We start from the raw sequence: 18,298 nt of genomic DNA, 5'->3' as shown, positions 1-18,298 counted from the left end.
AAACTCAATTAAATAACATACAATATTATATCAAGTCCATCGTTGAGATAATTTCTCTAATCAACTGTAGAAATCGATTTTATTTAACCGATTTTTCCTTAGAAAGAATGGTGCTTTCAGGAACTGGATCATGACCGCCCGGATTCCAAGGGTGGCAACGGCAAATACGTTTTACTCCTAAATAAGCTCCTTTCATGGCTCCGTGTTTTTGTAAAGCAAGGATCATGTATTCAGAGCAAGTGGGATAAAAGCGGCAAGTTAGTCCGAGTAAGGGACTTAAGGTATATTGATAAAAGCGAACAAAATAGATTAATAGTTTTTTTATCATGACAACTTAAATAACTTACCTTATGTAAACAAAAAGACGACTACAAGTAGTCGCCTTAAACAAAGGAGTGGGTGTGGTTAATTGCGTTTCTTAGGTCGAATGGGCTAAGAAGTCACAAATAACTGGAAGGCTAATTTCAATCGGCCAAGGCATTTGTTCAGGTATTGGTTTAGCAAGAAGCTGTCCAGAAAAATGCTCTTTATCAGATGAAAGATATTCGGGAACAGAGCGTGCTGGATTATCTAATGCTTCTGCAATAATTTTGATTTTACGTGATTTTTCCTTAACAGAAATCACCATTCCAGGTTTGACTTGGAAAGAGCGGCGGTCAACTTTTTTTCCATCGACAAGAATATGACCGTGAGCAACGAGCTGTTGAGCTGCAAAAATTGTATGGCCAAATTTCAAACGATAAACAAGGTTGTCGAGTCGGCATTCTAGCATTTCGGCAAAATGGCTAGCTGTATTACCTTCTAAGCGAAGAGCTTTTTTGTAATAAGCCACTAATTGCTTTTCACTCAACATTCCATAAATTGCTTTAAGTTTTTGTTTTTCTTCTAGTTGAAGGCCAAAGTCAGACTTTTTACGCCGGCGAGCACCGTGTACGCCTGGTGGATTTGGCTTATGTAGAAGAGGATTGCGTGCGCGCCCAAATATATTAACACCATAACGTCGGGCAATACGATTTTTGCTACCTGTATAACGAGCCATTTGTTCTCCTAACGATTTCGAGTGCGACCGATGGTTTTAATGATCGCAAGTGCGAATTATGGCAAAAGAAATGATTTTTTTGCAATCAGAATTAAATATTTTCAAATTTTTTAAGAAATAAGAGAGTTTTTATGTTTTTTTTATTAATTAAATTAATTAGTTGTGGTTAATTAAAATGATTAATTAAAATATAGATATAATTACATTTAAAATAATTATTTTTTATATATATTTCAATAATTGATGGATTTGTTAATTAACAAGATAAAAAAGAGTTCGTAAAAAATAAACGGATAGAGCTGACCTTTTATAGATAATTTTTTAAATCTTTGGGTGAAAAAATAGCAAATAAGGGATATAGGAGCAGAAGAGGAAGTAAAAAAATCTTTTTATCAAGTATATAAAGTCAATTTTCTAAATGTTTTTGTAAATAGTGATGCAATTCTTAATTTTTCAATTTGCTGCAAAAGTAGCAGTGGCTTCGGCTTTTCATAGTATCTGTTTGTTTAGAAAAAATATGGATAGAATAATTTGAAGTTGAAGAAGTTAGAGTTAATAACGTTTATTCAACTTTCAGAATAAAATTGGCAGCTTAACACATGGCTTAGATCTTATTTTTGATTTTTAAAAATAAATTTTATTAATCCTGTAGAAAAATGAAGTGAAATGTTTTATAACCCGAACTTTGGCTTTATAGATAGCCTATTGCGTAGATTATATATTGCGTTATGTAAAGGCCTTTTAACGGTGAGAATAGATGGCAGAGCGATCAGAGTTTAAAATGGAAGAAAAAGAAGATGTGCGACTGGGGCAGGCTTTTAAACAATTTTCTTTGGAAACGGAACGATTAGAATTTGCTTATCAAAGTTTGCAAGAACAGTTTAAAAGTGTTCAAAAAAGTTTGCAAGAGTCACATACGAAACATTCAGGAAAGCTAGCAGAATTAGATTTTGTCACGCGTTATTTAGAAACAATTCTTAATCACATCTCACAAGGAATCCTTTTTGTTGATCTTAATGGAATTATTACGACTTGTAATACAAAAACGGAAGAAATTTTGAAAGTGCAGGCCAGTCGGCTTCTTTTTCATGCATTTAGTGATTGTTTTGAAGATATGGCCTTTGGATTTTCTATTCAGGAAGTTTTACAAACAAAAACTTGTCCTCGCATTTGCTTTGTGACACGAGCTTTAGAAAATGATTTAAAAGTTGAATTAGAAATTGAACCGACTTTTGTTTCGATGAGCGAGCACTCTTTTCCATTAGATCATCGGCAACCTTCTTCCCCTCCTGTTCAAGGACTTTTAATTTTAATTCGTAACATCACAGAAGTTAGAAGGTTGCAACAAGCGGCTAATCAATACAGTCGTCTAAAAGAATTAGGGGAAATGGCGGCTCATTTAGCTCATGAAATTCGAAATCCTCTAGGGGGAATTAAAGGATTTGCCACCCTTCTTCAGCAAGATTTAGCAGATCGACCCGAACTTCAACAAATGGCTTATCATATTATCGAAGGAACCGATAGTCTAAATCATTTTGTATCAAGCATTCTAACATATACAAGACCCTTTCAAGCTCGTTTTGAACATGTCAATTTGAAAACTTACCTAGAAGAAATCGGACTTCTTTTACAAGCTGACGTGAGTTGGAACGCTTCATTCTCATTCAATCTCAATACTCATCTACCAGATCTTGTTCTTTCAATAGATCCTCCTTTATTAAAATCAGCAATTTTAAATTTGTTGGTTAATGCTATGCAAGCGATGCCGCAAGGCGGAAAAATTACTGTCTCGGTAGAAAAAATGCAAGATGAAGTCGTCATCATTATTTCTGATACAGGAATTGGAATTTCTAAAGAAAATTTAAATAAAATCTTTTCTCCCTTTTTTACAACCAAAGAAACAGGAACTGGTTTAGGGCTGGCAGAGGTTCAAAAAGTTATTCAGGCGCATCAAGGAATAATTGAAGTAAAATCTGAAGTTGGTAATGGAACTTCTTTTACCATCAAACTTCCTTTAAAAGTCGTTCAATAAATCATTCAATGTAAGGGCAAAATTATGACCATTGAAAAAATTTTAATTGTTGATGATGAATTGATTATGCGAAACTTTCTTACAGAAGCTCTGAAACGAAAAGGAATTGAAGCCATTGCCGCAGAAAATGGGGAAAAGGCTATTAAAATTGTCCAAGAGCAATCTTTTGATATGGTTATCACTGATATGAAAATGCCTGGATTGAATGGTATTGATGTTCTTCAAAAAATTAAAGAACTATCTCCCCAAACACTGGTTATTGTGATGACAGCTTTTGGAACAATTGAAAATGCTGTAGATGCGATGAAATTAGGAGCTTTTCATTACATCATTAAACCGTTCTCTTTAGAAAGTTTAATGGCTAATATTGAAAAGGCCAATCAACACGTGGTATTAGTCGAAGAGAATCAATACCTGCGGCAACAAATTGGAGTGAGCTCTTCTCGTCATGTAATTGCTGAAAGTCCTGCGATGCAGCAAGTTTTAAAAGATATTGAAAGAATTGCTAAAAGTAATGCCAGTGTCTTTATTAATGGGGAAACCGGAACTGGAAAAGAGGTGATTGCGCATCTCGTTCATTATAGTTCTCCAAGAGCTAATCAACCATTTATTAAAGTTAACTGTGCGGCAGTGCCTGATACCTTAGTAGAATCAGAATTTTTTGGGCATGAAAAAGGAGCTTTTACAGGAGCAGCTAATAAAAGGCTGGGTCGCTTTGAGTTAGCAAATGGAGGAACGCTTCTCTTGGACGAGGTGACTGAAATTCCTCTTGTTTTGCAATCAAAGCTTCTTCGTGTAACGCAAGAACAAGAATTTGAAAGAGTTGGGGGAGCAAAGCCTATTAAAGTCGATGTCCGTTTGGTTTCTACCTCCAATCGTGATGTGAAAGAAGCTATTGCAAACAAATATTTACGAGAAGACCTTTACTACCGTTTAAATGTTGTTCCCCTTTATCTTCCACCTTTAAGAGAAAGAAAAGAAGATATTATTCCGTTAGCTGAGCATTTTATCGAGAAAATTTGCCAAGAAAATCATACCGAGAAGAAAAAATTAAGTGAGAGCGCACAAAAAAAATTACTCGCTTATCGTTGGCCTGGAAATGTTAGAGAACTTGCTAATGTTGTTGAACGATCGGTTGTCATGGATCCAGGCAAAATTATTCAAGGCGATCATCTTTATTTAGAGGGACCTGGGGTGAATGTCATGGCAGGAAAAACTATTCAAGAACTAGAAAAACAATTAATTGTAGAAACGTTGCAAATGCATCAAAATAGAACGAAAGTAGCAGAAACACTAGGAATTAGCGTTAAAGTATTACGAGATAAACTTGAAGAATACAAACTTGTCTAGTCACTGCAAAATGGTGATTTAATCGAGACATTTTGTTTGCAGGCAAATTAATTTTTACCACACAGCTAAACAGAGAAGGCTGAGAGGAATGAAATTCTATTTTTTTCTTTCTCTATTGCCTGTGTGAAAGGCAGATTTAAATTTTTATTCCTTCTTCGAATGGCTAATTCCAGTACTCCGCTATTTAAAGGCTTTAAAGCGAGCTTCAATTTCAGTTAACTTACCATTGACAAATTCATCTTTTATCGCTTGTTTTTCGGTATTATCCATTTGAATATTGTTTCGAATGGCATTGTCTTTGATTAATTCTTTCGCTAAGTCGTTCATCATTTCTGCGTAAGGATAGAGATTGAGTTTAGCAAATTTTTCTAATTGGTTAAGTTGTTCACGAATTGATTCTGAATGGATATCACCTTTCATGATCTGATCAAAATCGGCTTTAAATTTTGCATAATTTTTTCGATAATGATCAATAACTTCTTTTTGATAATCTTTGGCTTTAATTTTGCTATTTTCCGTGTAAATTTCTATTTCATGATTAGGATTAAGTTGTTGAAAGGCATTTAAAAAAGTTGGAGTTTCAAAGAAATCAGACCATTTCTGTCTTTCGACTATTTGATCTCGGAAGGCAGCAAAATTATCTAATGCTTCAAACATCACTTTAAGTTTAGGGTCATTTTCTATCATGGTTTTTGTTGGTTCTCTTCCTGCTAAACGGCTCAATAATAAAATTAATCGATCATCTGTTGAACCTGGGATATTATTTTCTCCTTTTTTAGCAAGTTCAAACACGATTTCTGCTGTAACATGTAGGGCGTTGGAAATTTCTTGTTTATGGATATATTTGTTTAGTTTCAAATCCTGACTAGGAACAGCAAAAAGATGTCCATCTCTTAGAATTAAAATATTTCCTCTTGTATTAAAAAACGATTTTAAAGCGATAGATGTGGATTCGGATTGATGATTGACTAGAAAGGAAGCAATTTGTTGTGGAGTGGGTTCAGAACTTGTTTTCTTTTTATCTGCTTGAGAAATTGAGCCTGCTTTAGTTCTAGGATGGATTTCCTCTTTCCTCGCATATAGTTGATCTTCTGAAGGTAATTTAGATTGTAAAATTTGTCCTATAATATTGAAATTGAGATTTTGATTTAACGGTAAAGCTTGAGCCTCATTTTCAATTCTTCTTTGTTGTTCTCCTAAAAGTTTTAATTTCTTCAAGTTTAATGAAATCCCATCACTTTTTGTCTCAGGATTACCCTCGTCAAGAAATGTGAAGTCAGTTAGATAAACTCCTGTTTTTGGCATATAAGGAGTTGCTTTACTTTGAAGACCTTTATAGGCATCTCTAAGCGCTTTAGAATTAAAATCTGTTGATAAAAGGGTTTGAAGTTTGTTTAGCGTAGCTTTAATTTCATCTGAAATAGGCTCTTTTTGCATAGTATTAAAGACGGGAGCTGCATTTAATCCTGCCATGATTGCTGTTGTCATTTCATAGTTTCTAGGGTCGCCATTTGCAAAACGATCTGCCATTTTGACAAAGGCCTCATAAACCCTCATGCGATCTTTTGAGGAATAAGTAGGATTCATAAGAATCTCTTGACCGACAAATCTAGCTATTTGATTAAAAAAGGCAATATTTGTTGTTATATTTGGAGCATTATTTCGTTTATCTTCAGCAGTTCCTTTATTCCATTTGAGTCCATGAAATTCTTCTGGTTGAATTGCTTTAAAAATTGCAGTAGAAGCATGATTTAAATCACTCATGAATGCGGAAATGAATTGTTCTTCTTCTTTTGAACTCATTTTTCCTTTTGCCAAAGCAGAAAATTGCTCGGAAAGGTTAATTGCAGGATTGGCAACTTGCATTTGAGAGACAACATCAATTGGGGAATTACTTGGAGTTGTCAGAACAGAATTAAGAGCTAAAGCATATTTACCTGATAGTGTTTGGTTTGTGTCCTTTTGAGCAAGTTCTAATAGCTCTTGAAAGGCTTCTTTTTTTACTATCCCTCGTTTGACGAGTTGAACCGCAAAATCTAAAACCACTTTTTTTTCTTCAACAACTTGTGAATTGAGAGCGTATAAAGGATTTCCATCAGTTTTGGCTTGCTTTTCAAGTTCTGCATGCTTTTTAAATACATCTATTAATGCCTTTGAGAGTATTTCGATATTACTTCCATCATCTTTTTTAATAAAATTCATCCATCCAGCTCCAAATAAAAAATCTTGCCTTAATTGAGTTTGATCTAATTGAAGAAGGAAAGAAACCAATGTTTCCATTGTTAAAGGTTTACCTTCGGTAGCTAAAGCAGATTCTATCTTTTCAATATAAGTCTCTTGGCGTGGAAAAGATGCTTTAGCTTGTTCAATTTGGGCGAAAACGGCGTCAAATTCACTTTTAAACTTTGCTGATTTATCTAAAACATAAAGCTGATTGAGAAGATTCGCTTTTAAATTTTCTAGTTGAGGAATATCGTTTTGATAAAAAAGATTTTGATCTAAACATATTTTTAATTGGGAGATCACTTGTTCGGCAGTTTTTTGAGCAGTTTCACTTGTCCCTTTTCGAACTTTAAGGCCAATTTGTCTTTCAACTAGTTGAGGATGTCCATTTTTCATTGAAAGTTTATGTGATTTTTGTTTGGTACTCAGTTCATTTGTGACACTTATTAAAGAATCAAAATTTTGTCTATATAAGCTTTTGTCAGCTATTTGACTTGGTGTTGCCTTTTCATATGTCTTGAGTTGATCTTGTAATTGAATTTTAAGAGAATCCAGTTGTTCAGCCCACATGACAGCTATTTTTTCAACACCTTTTCCCTCTAAACCCGGAAAATTGTGCGCATTTACAATATCTTTTAATTTTTTATCGATCCATTTTAGTTCGTTTTCTATGCTCTGCCGAGCTTCTACCTGATTCGGATTTTGAATAGCTTTAGCAAAGTTATCACTAATTTTACTATAAGCCAGTCGAACTGTTTCAAAAAATGCTTGTTGGTGAGAATTCATTTCTTTTACTGTCGTTTTTGGAGAAGACTCTTCTACTTTTGAACGGTCTCTATTTGTATTAGAACTAGGAGAAGCTTTTACCCACTTACTTGTGGGTTTAGCCTCTTCTGATCGTGAGGCGGAGAGATTGGCTGAGGCTTGATTGAAGACATTTTGACTTACATAATCGCAGAGTTCCGCATACATTTTTTGAGCAGGGTCGTTTTTCTTGGCAAAAGTAGCAATTTGTTGTCCTTCTAAATTTTGAATTCCTTTTTGATTAATACGAGCCCCTGCAAATTCACCATTTAGGAGTTGTTTATTTAGTAACATAATAGCCACTTTGCCAGACAAATGTTCCAAATCTGTGGATTGAAGGGAGAGGTTGGGATTAGCTAATCGGACATAAAATGTTTTTTCTCCAAAAGAAATAATTCCTGTGTTTGGAGTAGATTCAGAAGTTTTAATCGAGATTCTATGCTGAACTAGGAGATTTTTTTCAATGTTTGACAAGGTTGGAATTTGTACTTGATGAGTAGGATTCATGTCATTATTCATTTATCCCCCTAAAAAACTAATAATTAACTAATTTAATTAAATTTAATTATATAATTTATTTTTTATTATTAAATTAATTAAATTAGTTTTAATAATAAATATATTAATAAAATTAATTGAATAGATGAAAAAAGAATGCCAAAACAGGCTCTTTACAAAAATAAATTTCCTGATAGCTTGAATTTAGAGTTTTATTTTTTCCAAATTTAGGAGTCAGCATGCCGAAGGTACTGGTGATGAATGCAGGTTCAAGCTCGCATAAACTTTCGCTTTTTAGTGACAAAATTGAAAATGCCGGATCAGCTTTATGGAAAGCTCATATAGAATGGGGAAAAAAAAATCCTAGCTATACTTTGAAAAACGGAAGCCAAGAGTCCAATCCCATTTATTTGCAAACAACTTCAGTTAAACAAGGGATCCAAGAAGTGATAGAAAAGTTGTGGATAGGAGATTTTGCTGTCATTAAAGGAGTGCATGAGATTGAATGGATTGGGCATCGCATTGTTCATGGAGGTTCTTTATTTCATCAACCTGTTTTGATCAATGCATCGGTAAAAAAAGACATTAGCAATTTAAGTTCTTTAGCCCCTTTACATAATCCTATCAATTTAGAAGGGATTGAACTATTAGAAAAAATATTTCCCTCGATTCCTCATTTTGCCGTTTTTGATACTGCTTTTCACCGGACAATGCGTGAAGAGATTAAAACCTATCCTATTCCTTATGAATGGAAGGAAAAGGGGATTGAACGTTATGGTTTTCATGGAATAAGTCATTCTTACTGTGCAAAACAAATAAAAAAATGGATAAAACCTCAAGAAACTCCTTTTAAGCTTATTAATTGTCATTTAGGAAATGGAGCATCTCTTTGTGCGATACGAGATGGGTTCAGCATAGATACAACCATGGGATTTACTCCGATGGAAGGTTTGATGATGGGAACTCGATCAGGTTCTATTGATCCCGGCATTTTGATTTACTGTTTGAGAAATAAAAATCTTTCCTTAGAAGAACTCGATCATCTTTTAAATTTTGAATCGGGATTAAAAGGAATTGGGGGAACTTCTGATATGAGAGAGATTCATGCTTTTAAAAATAAGCAGTCACAGCTGGCTCTAGATATGTATATTTATCGTTTAAAAACTGGAATAGGAGCTATGACAGCTTCTCTTGGAGGAATTGATGCTTTGTGTTTTACAGGTGGAATTGGAGAAAATGATAGTTATCTTCGAAAAAAAACTTGTGAAGAATTAGCTTATCTTGGCATTCAACTGGATTTGCAAAAAAATCAAGGGGGGAATCAGGATAGAGAAATTAGTTTGCATGATTCACCTGTCAAAGTTTTCGTCATTCATACACAAGAAGAATGGATGATTGCTAAATCTTGCTTAGAGTATTTGACTTGAGGCTAAAAATTCAGAAATTGAACGTTGAATAAGTTCTCGATTCACCCTAGCAACATTTTGAAGAAATGTAAGACGATTGATTTGAAGAGAAATTTTTTGAAGAGATTGTTCTTTTATATTGCTATCCTTTTTTTGCTCTTGCAATTCTAAAATTGTTCGATGGTGCACACGCAAGTAAACTTGATTAAAAGTATCTAACAGATATTGATAGCTAATTTCTTCTTCAATGTCAGTTTCTAAAAGAGAAGTTTTGGGTGTTTGAATGATTTCTGGAGAAGAAAAACCATTTTCAATTTGTTTTAATAAATGACTGCTAGTTTCGATTAATTGAGTAAATAAGCTAATACAACGATCTAAACTTGCCTGTAGAACCTTTAATAATTCTAGAATTTGATTTTGAGTGATAGAAGAAAGCGGATTTTTGACAACTTCTATCGCAACTTTCTCATCAATAAATTGAGGTTGATTTAAAAATTTTTCGGTTACCTCTAGCAAAGTTTTATTAAGAATATTTTTAAATCCGATTCCCCCTTCTGTGGCATTAATTAAAGTTAATTCAGGGTGTTTTTCTGCAAATTCAGTAATCCACTCTGATTCTGAAATCCATTTCCAAAGTGTTCGAGTGGGTTTGCCATGAATGTCTTCTCGTAAAAGAAGCTCGGATTCAAAGTCATTAGCAGTTTTAAAGTCATCATCAGTCAGTTTTAAATCTTCAATGACCCCTTTGGCATAATAAGTTTCGTCGGTAAATGCGAGGTCGACACCTACCAAAATAATCGGATTACATCCTAAGGCGTGAGCAATTTCTAAACTTAAATTGACGACATTGTGTCCTTCATCTAATTCTTCACCTTTTAAGTTTAATTGTTCTTCAAACCATTTTGAAATATCATATCCTCCTGTCCCAGACAGGTAAAGTTTAGGGCCAGAAATTACCTCAAGAGCTTTATGAAATAATCTTTGGCGGTAAAAAAAAGGAATTTGATGAGGCTTGGCAGCTGCCACTCTTGGAAGTTGTGCTTGATTGGGATCTACTGCCACACCAAAGTGTGGAATAATTCCTTCGGGAATTAAAGCATTTAAAGCAGAACTACCAGCAAAAATAAGCGCTCTATCTTTAAGATTTTTTAGTTGTTCTAAGTTTTTATTTAAGGAAGGACCGGCTCCACAAATAATGGCTGGAGTATGTTTAAATTGTCCAAAAAGGGCATTGCCAAAATAAGACTTTGGAAGCATGAGCAAATTAGGATAGAAATTGCGGAAAAAGGCAATTCCATATTGTAAATACTCTTCTACAAAAGCTTTTTTTTGATTGAGATGATAAGATAAGAGATGTTTAAGTTTAGAAAAGCCTTCTGCATTAACTTCTAGATAAAGTTTCAAAGCTGAAATAGCAAAAGTATCGTTTAAATATTTCCAAGATAACTCATTTAGCAACGTTTTATCTTCAAAACCATTTTCGAGATAAACAATTTGAACTTGAGCATCAGAGAGAAGCTTTGTTCCCATTTCCGTTTCAAACAAACGACAAAGAACGCCTAGGTCTTCTTCTAAAAAAACTAAACGGCGTCTCTCATCTTGTTTTAACCAATCTAATGCTGCTAAGTAATAGTATCCCAAACCAATTCCATAAACAAATAAAATGGAAATATGTTGAGGGCTTAAATGGTCAAACCAGTTTTTAGCTTCTATTTGAGCAGATTGCGAAGAGTGATAAAAATAAGTAGTCCCTTCGTATATACGCTTTAAATTGTTTTCATTTTGATTCGTTTTTACAAATAAGAGATCATCTGCCTGTGCTGTCAGTAGTTGATAAGCAAGTTTGGCATCTTTTTTTTGTAACTGTTCTAAGTTATCTTCAAATCTTTTATCATTCATGAAGGTTTCTTCTCTTTATTTTTCTTAAGTTCTTCAGCATGTTTGAGATTCTCTTTCATGGTTTCTGTGAGTAATTCTTTGAGGTTTTGCATTCCTTTTAAAGCGTCTTTTAGTCCGGCAAAATCTTCTGCTAGTTTTAAATCAACATCTTTAGATTGAGTTAAATGTTGTTCAACAATGGGATCCATTTGTTGAAGTATATTTTTTAGTGTCTCTTCTAAATTATCGGCTTTTTTTTGTGTTTGTTCGTAGATATAAGAAAAATTTTCGATGCCACGTTCATAGGATTTGATACATTGTCCCTGCTCATCCCAAACCTTTAGATCGAAATCATCAGGGAAATGATAAATCATCACTTCTTTCCTTTTTTCTCCTTTGAGGTTCCATTGGATCGCTTTGCCAGTAGGGACTCCTTCTTGATAATGACATTCTAAAATTTGTTGACCAGTTTGATCCCACATCTTTTCAACACCATGCCGTTTTCCGCTTAGGTAATGCAATTCTCTAATGATTTTACTATCTTGTGTATAAACAAAAACTTCTCCATTTAATAATCCATTGAAATAGTGAGTCACAATGTGAGGAGATCCGTTAGCATAAAAATACTCTTGTTTTCCATGCAGTAATCCTTCTTTATAGCGGCCAACGCTATAAAGATTGCCTTGATTAAAGTATTGAATTGTTTTTCCTATCCGTTTTCCCTTGATAAACCAGCTTTCAGCTAATAACTGGCCATTTTCTTGATAGAAACGAGAAGGCCCGTGAAGCAATTGCTGATCATAAAACATTTCATATTGCAATTGTCCATTTGGGAAAAAAGCCGTGAGACGATCTGTGTTTAGATTCGGATGAAACGTTTCTTGAATACAAATGCCTAATTCGGGATCTTGAATTTCCAAATGGCCATCTTCGAATCGGTATATTTCCCCCATTGAATGAGAAAAAGCTCTTTTTTGATAAGCAAGGGCAATTGGAGGAGGAGAAAAAATAAACTTTTGAATTCCTTCGTTCATTAACTGGATGTTCTGCGAGAGTACCTCTTCTAAAAAACAAAAACGTTCTAAGGTTTCTTGAAACTCATTACTTTTTTTGGCGTGAATCAGCTGATGTGATTTTTGGAGATATTGATAAGCCATGTCAAACATATCTAAGAAGTGTCGATATCCAATTTCTGTTTTGATGCTGCTGTCTGTTATAATCGTTTGTGTATCAAAAAAATTGGTAGTCGAAGAAGCAAAAATTTGAACCGTTTGTTTAGTTTTTATTATTGAACGATAATCTTCTAAACATCTGTCTAAACTATTTTTGAGTTGATTGATTAAGTTTAAAAGAATGGGTTTTGTGATTTTGGGTGGTTGGTTTTGGATTCCGGCATGAACCCAATTTAAAATATCATAAGATTTAGTCAAATACAGGTTGGAAACTTCCTCTAGAGAAAGATTAGGAACTGAAGGAAAACCTAAGCCACCTTCAGTCGCGTTAATCATTTGTATATCAGAGTGATGTTTTGCAAATTGACCTAACCAATTAGCTTCTGCTATCCATTCCCATTTAGTTTTAATCCACTGATTAAAAATATCAGTTCTTAATACAGCTTTTTGATCACCTGTTTGATAAGGTTGGCTGATATCGATCCAGAGGGGATGAGTAGAAATGCCTTTTGCATAGGGTTGTATTTCGGTGTATGCAAGGTCCATTCCAACATAAATAATAGGGTTACAGCCCATCTTATAAGCAATTTCTGTGCATAGATTAACGACATTGTGTCCTTCATCTAATTGTGGTCCTGCGATATCTAACTCTTTTTCAAACCAAGATGCCAGTTGATTTGTTGATCCTGAAACATAGATTTTAGGCCCTTGCATGAGCTGAAAAGCAGCATGTGAAATTCGTAAACGATAAAGAAAAGGAATGTGAAAAGTATGGTTAGTTAATAAGCGATGGGTTTGTTCAGGGTTTGGATCTAATCCTAAACCAAAATGTGGTTGTATGCCTGCATGGTTGAGCACATTTAAAGAGGAACCTCCCGCAAAAATTAATGCATTTTGTCCTAGATCTTTGAGTTTATGGATGTTTTTTTCTAGAGAGGGTCCAGCTCCACAAATGATAGCTGGGATATTTTTAAATCGATCAAAAAGATTTGTGGCAAAATGAGATTGGGGAAGATGAAAAATATTTTGGTAAAAATTTGTTAAAAACCCCTTTTGACCAGATAAATATTCATTGTGTAAAGCTTCTAAAATCTTATGGTCATGTAGGATAACATAGCACAAAGCTAAAGCTTCCATTTCTTTACGTAATGCATAGTAAGGAAGCGTCAGAAATTCAATAGGTCTATTGATAAAAGCACTGTTAAGTTTACAGAAGCTTTCATAGTCAGATTGATAGTTACGAAAATAAAAAAGAGTAACTTGAGAATTTTGAAGTAACGAAGAGGCAGTGTTAGTGAATAAAAAATAGTAAATGATTTCAAGATTATCTTCTAAAAAGATCACATGTCTTTGGGGATTTTGCAAAAGCCAGGGCTGTAATACCTCATAGAAATATCCTAGTCCTAATCCATAAATATATAGAATTTCTCCTTTTTCTAAAAGCTCGGGTGAAATTGAGGTAGACGCTTCTTCTAATGCTCCTGTTTGCGCATGCAAATAATCATCTATTCCAAATTTTCTTTTAAATAAATTAGGCTCCCCTTTAGTGGTTTTACAAGGTGTAAATTCCTCTTGTTGTAAAATCCCTTCTAGTTGATAAGCTGCCAATGGATCACGAGAAGAGAATAACTCAAAATTTTTATCATAGTTATCTGAATTAAAAGGCAAAATTGTCATAAGATCACGTCCTTTGCAATCGTTCCGTCTGGAAACCAACATCTGGCCTGTTTAGGTAAATTCTGATGATATATCACTTCTGTAAATAGTTGGCCATTTTCATACCAACTTTTTTCTACTCCTTCTCGCTGACCATTCGAAAAATAAAGTTCTCTTTTTATTTGGCCATGAGGGTAATACAGTTTGACCATGCCATTCAAAATATTTTTTTGATAATTAATTTCACTTTTTAAAGTTCCATCCTCGTAAAAGTAATAATGAGTTCCTTCAAATGGTCTACCAAGACTGGATGAAGTAGAATAAACATTTCCGGATGCATAATAGGTTGATTGTCTGTCAGAGTTCGAAAAAAGGGGAAAATGTTGAACGGGTAGCGTTTGATTTGCCGGTGAATTTTCTTTTAATGTGTTTTCAATAATTGTTAGATTAACCTTGCACGTTTGCCAAAGAAAACGATATCGTTCCTCTGTTAGTTCACGTTCTTTAATCATTTTTAAATCATTCGATATGCGATTTAAATTTCGTAAATCTTTCTGAATAAATGCCATAAAAAAATCATCAAATTGGTTTAACAGATAATTGAAGCCAGGCTCTTGCTTCAATTTGTCCGGAAATATCATCCCATTTTCTTTTGAGGTATTTAATATATCCTGAAGAGTATTTTCACAATTTTTGAGGCTGAGATAAAAAGTTTTTATTACTTCTTTTACGTGCAAATGACTAACCGAAATTTTTCCAGCTTCTTGAACCCTATGATGAACCATTTCGTTTATATCGAAAGAGTGAGACAAATGAGATTGAGTGAGTTCTTCTAAAGAAAGATTAGGAATAGAAAAAAGCCCAATTCCTTCTTCCGAGGCATTGAAAATTTTTAAATCGGGATGAGAACGCTGATAAAGATCAATCCATTGAGCTTCAGCGATCCAAGGCCAATAACTCCAGACCTGTTCTCCTTTCTTATTTTTAACTTGTAAAGGTTGACCTAAATGCGTTTTTTGATCGGCTTTTTGAGGAAAAAGTGGGTGCCTTTCCACGCCAGATGCATAATGCTCTCCTTCTTGATAGGAAAGATCTAATCCGACAAAAATAATCGGATTACATCCCAAAAAGTGAGCAATTTCTAAAGCTGTATGAACAACATTATACCCTCCTTCGAGTTGTAAAGAAGGAAGATTAAATTGTTCTTCAAACCATTTAGCGACTGAATAATAAACGGCTCCTGATAAAAATAGTCGAGGGGCATGAATGGCAGTTAAAGCTTCATAATACAAGCGATGACGATAAAAAATAGGGGTTTCAAAGGCTTTATTCATCACCTGACGATGAAAAGTTTCAGGGGTAGGATCAATATTAACTCCAAAATGTGGCCAAACACCTTGATGACTTAAGATATTGAGAGCACTGCCTGGAGCAAATAAAACAGCTTTGTCGTATAAATTTTTTAAGAGTGGAGCTTGTTTGTTTAAAGAAGGCCCAGCTCCACAAATAATAGCTGGAATATCTTTGAATTTGCCGGCTAAATTGTCTGCTAAGTAAGCTTGGGGAAGTTGGAAAAGGTTGCGGTAAAAATTATTAAAAAAAACTATTCCAAATTGAGCCAATTCTTGATAGCGAATATTTAATTCAGCAGATTCAAATTCAATCAAATCTTTGATTGTAGCAAAAAAATTGGCTTTATGAGTCGAATAAGAAGGGAGCGCTGTGATGGCAAAGGAACGAAGAATATGGTCTTCTGTTATTGAGCGGATAACTGTGCGGTCGTGCTGAGCTTCGGAAATGTCTATAATATCTACCTGAGGATCTTTTAATAAAACAGAAGACTTTTCTGTTTGTAAAAAATAATGGATGACTGCAGGTTCATCTTCTAAAAACACTAAATAACGATGTCTGTTAGTTTTTAACCAAGGTTGTAAAACATCATAAGCATATCCAAGCCCTAGTCCATAAATATAGAGAACATCACAATTTTCAACTTCTAATTCTCGAATCCAGATAGAGGTTTGTTCTAAAGCTTCATTTTCCTTATGAATAAAAATGTTAACATCCTCCTGTTTCGTTGCGGAAGAGGGAAGATTAGGCAGGGACTGGAGTTTCACAGCTAAAAGAGGATTGATCAGGGCTAAAAGGGAAAGATTTTGATTGAATAGATTTGGATCAGACATTCTTTTTCCTTTAAAGGGATTTAAATATCATTTAACAAAAAAACGAATGCCTTGCAAATTTTCTCAATCAAAATTGTTATTACATAGGGATCCAATTTTTATCGCCACCTAAGGGTTTAAATCGTTTACGCCGTTCTTTGATTTTTTGTTTAAGCGGATCTTCTTTTTTAACAGAAACTTTTTGTCCTCTTTCCATGATTTTTGAAAAGGCGAACTGCAGTTTTTTCGCATCTTTCTCGATTTCTTGCGCTTGCTTTAATACACGCTTATCTTTATCACTAATCATCTGAGAGCGGCTGGAATCTATTTTTAAGTTTTCAACGTCAATATTTGCATCTTGAAAAGTCTTTTGATTTACATCATTAAAAAGAGCAATTGCATTTTCTAGTCTTTCGATTTCCTCTATAATTTGAGGTGTTAAATTATTGGAAATGGAGCCCTCATGATTTTGAATTTTATGCAGAATCTCTGTAATTTGCGAAAGCAAGGGTTCTATTGGATTTTTATCTTTCATCTTCTTTCCTCCATGATTTTCTACTTTTGTTCTATTATTTCTAAATAACGAAAGCATTAAAAGATTCCAAGTTTAAATTTTCTGAAATAGAGAGAGTTTAATCATATGGTTAAAAATCGAGGAAAAGTGAATGAGGTTTAATCGTATGAATTTGTATTAAAAAATTAGATAGTGCTAAATAGGTAAGGCTCTCAATTGTCTATTGTAATCGCAAATAAAATATTTTATTAACTAAATGGGATTGGTTAGTTTTTAGAAAATGAAAGTATTTTCCTTACAAGCCTTGCATATCTTTGTCTTAAGAGTACAATTAAATCTTTCTACGTCGCTTGTCTGACCAGATTGCTTGCTAACTCGTTGATGTTGACTCCAAAGAATGGTTTTATCATAGACATTAAATCTATCCGTGAAATAGAGAGCTTTTTAATGATTTGGTTAGTTTTGCAAATTTAAGCAGGCCAAAAACGGCTATTTATTTCTTTTACCTAGATGTTTTCATAGAGAATTCGCTGGCTTTTGATCTTTTATTGCATTCCCAGATCACGCTCATTTTTCCGCTATTAAAAACCAACTTTTTCATCTTCAGTTTGGATTGGCATGTAAATTGCACTGTAGGAGGAAAAAAGGGGGATTTAGCTATGACCAATCCAACCGGACCTTTTCCAAGTCATCCATCTCAAGGACAAAATATCCAACAACCTGCATTGCAAGCTGCAGAAGGAAAAAAAAGAAAACAAAAAGGAAAGGAAAAAATAGGCGAGGATATCCATCAAAAAACTGAGGAAACGGCTCAGGCCGCCATGCAAAGTTTATCTACTCCCGACTCATCTCCCCCTCATAAATTGCCTAGGCGAACAAAAGAAGAAGAAGAGGCTTTAGAAGCCGAGGATACCAGTTCTTTGGATAGCAGCAGAAGTTTGCCGACAAGAAAAAGCACTGAAAAAGAGAGTAAAGTTTATCAAGAAACTTTTCCAGCTGCAATGCCTTCTAGGGGAACAAAATCTAAAGCAGATGATAAAATAAACCCACCTAAACTTGAAAAACGTTCTTCCTTTGGTTTAGAGAGCAATAGAGAAATTTATATCAATGCAAAAGAATTTATTGCAAAAGCTGTAGAACCCTTTTTCCAAATTGATAAACCCCTTTCTTTGAAGCTTGGTCAATTCATTGCTGAAATGGATGCCTATAACAATCGGGGAGATAAAAATGGAAATCCCCCTGCAAAATTAATTGACATGCATGCGCAAGCGCGGCTGCTTCTTTTTCTTCACATGGGCATAGCTTACTCTGGGTTGGAATGTCAAATTGATTGGCTACCAGCCAAAAAACAATTTTATATTGGCTCAGAACAAACAGGCACAGAAGCTTGTCATCACTCTTTATTTGCCGAAGTGAATGATACCTATCTTTATACGCTTAAAGAGTCTTTAGTGAAAGCAGTACGCGCATTGCGTGAAAACCAAAGAGAAATTCCTCTTCCTTTTAAAGAAAGGCTCCTTGAGCTAAATGTCTCTAAAGAAGGGCTTCAAAAAACCATTAAAGC

The 18,298-nt window shown here is 34.3% G+C and carries 10 protein-coding genes and 2 pseudogenes; 4 read left to right on the top strand and 8 right to left on the bottom strand.

Annotation, left to right across the window (positions count from 1 at the left end):
* Positions 1-79: 79 nt before the first annotated feature.
* On the bottom strand, positions 80-328 hold the full coding sequence (gene yidD / locus TY19_RS10735; RefSeq protein WP_011175917.1) for a membrane protein insertion efficiency factor YidD: 249 nt from the start codon (positions 326-328) through the stop codon (positions 80-82).
* Between the two features lie 90 nt (positions 329-418).
* Positions 419-1,039, bottom strand: a complete 621-nt coding sequence (gene rpsD / locus TY19_RS10730) for a 30S ribosomal protein S4 (RefSeq protein WP_039359831.1) — start codon at positions 1,037-1,039, stop codon at positions 419-421.
* A 757-nt stretch (positions 1,040-1,796) separates the two neighbouring features.
* Between rpsD and TY19_RS10725 the strand changes: the two genes are divergently transcribed.
* Both TY19_RS10725 and TY19_RS10720 read left to right on the top strand, forming a co-directional pair.
* Complete coding sequence (locus tag TY19_RS10725) at positions 1,797-3,071, top strand: two-component system sensor histidine kinase NtrB (RefSeq protein ID WP_052354919.1); 1,275 nt, start codon at positions 1,797-1,799, stop codon at positions 3,069-3,071.
* A 24-nt stretch (positions 3,072-3,095) separates the two neighbouring features.
* Entirely contained in the window at positions 3,096-4,421 is a 1,326-nt protein-coding gene (locus TY19_RS10720) for a sigma-54-dependent transcriptional regulator (protein ID WP_042282473.1), read from the top strand.
* A gap of 180 nt (positions 4,422-4,601) precedes the next feature.
* Here TY19_RS10720 and TY19_RS10715 read toward each other — a convergent pair whose 3' ends face one another.
* Positions 4,602-7,967 (bottom strand): RasGEF domain-containing protein, encoded by a 3,366-nt coding sequence (locus TY19_RS10715; RefSeq protein WP_042282471.1) that lies wholly within the window; start codon positions 7,965-7,967, stop codon positions 4,602-4,604.
* A gap of 218 nt (positions 7,968-8,185) precedes the next feature.
* On the opposite strand from TY19_RS10715, the gene TY19_RS10710 reads away from it, so the two are divergent.
* Positions 8,186-9,373 (top strand): acetate/propionate family kinase, encoded by a 1,188-nt coding sequence (locus tag TY19_RS10710; RefSeq protein WP_042282468.1) that lies wholly within the window; start codon positions 8,186-8,188, stop codon positions 9,371-9,373.
* On the opposite strand, the gene TY19_RS10705 is transcribed toward TY19_RS10710, so the two are convergent.
* The 5 genes and pseudogenes from TY19_RS10705 to TY19_RS13100 form a co-directional block, all read right to left on the bottom strand.
* Positions 9,356-11,251 (bottom strand): motility associated factor glycosyltransferase family protein, encoded by a 1,896-nt coding sequence (locus TY19_RS10705; protein WP_042282466.1) that lies wholly within the window; start codon positions 11,249-11,251, stop codon positions 9,356-9,358. The genes TY19_RS10710 and TY19_RS10705 overlap by 18 nt on opposite strands.
* Positions 11,248-14,079, bottom strand: coding sequence for a 6-hydroxymethylpterin diphosphokinase MptE-like protein (locus TY19_RS10700; RefSeq protein ID WP_042282464.1), 2,832 nt, complete (start codon positions 14,077-14,079; stop codon positions 11,248-11,250). The genes TY19_RS10705 and TY19_RS10700 overlap by 4 nt, the downstream gene beginning before the upstream one ends.
* Positions 14,076-16,241: a 6-hydroxymethylpterin diphosphokinase MptE-like protein gene (locus TY19_RS10695; protein ID WP_042282462.1), complete on the bottom strand. Its 2,166-nt coding sequence runs from the start codon at positions 16,239-16,241 to the stop codon at positions 14,076-14,078. Before TY19_RS10695 ends, TY19_RS10700 begins: the two co-directional genes overlap by 4 nt.
* Positions 16,242-16,320: 79 nt before the next feature.
* Entirely contained in the window at positions 16,321-16,755 is a 435-nt protein-coding gene (locus TY19_RS10690; protein ID WP_148300678.1) for a hypothetical protein, read from the bottom strand.
* Positions 16,756-16,986: 231 nt separating this feature from the next.
* A pseudogene (locus TY19_RS13100) lies at positions 16,987-17,178 on the bottom strand (IS1 family transposase); the annotation flags it as partial.
* A 215-nt stretch (positions 17,179-17,393) separates the two neighbouring features.
* Here TY19_RS13100 and TY19_RS10685 point away from each other — a divergent pair.
* A pseudogene (locus TY19_RS10685) lies at positions 17,394-18,298 on the top strand (hypothetical protein); the annotation flags it as partial.

It is taken from the genome of Candidatus Protochlamydia sp. R18 (assembly GCF_000648255.1).
In the GTDB taxonomy this organism is placed as follows: domain Bacteria; phylum Chlamydiota; class Chlamydiia; order Chlamydiales; family Parachlamydiaceae; genus Protochlamydia; species Protochlamydia amoebophila.
Note: the sequence above shows the minus strand (reverse complement) of the source record. Positions and strands in the feature narration are given on the sequence as shown.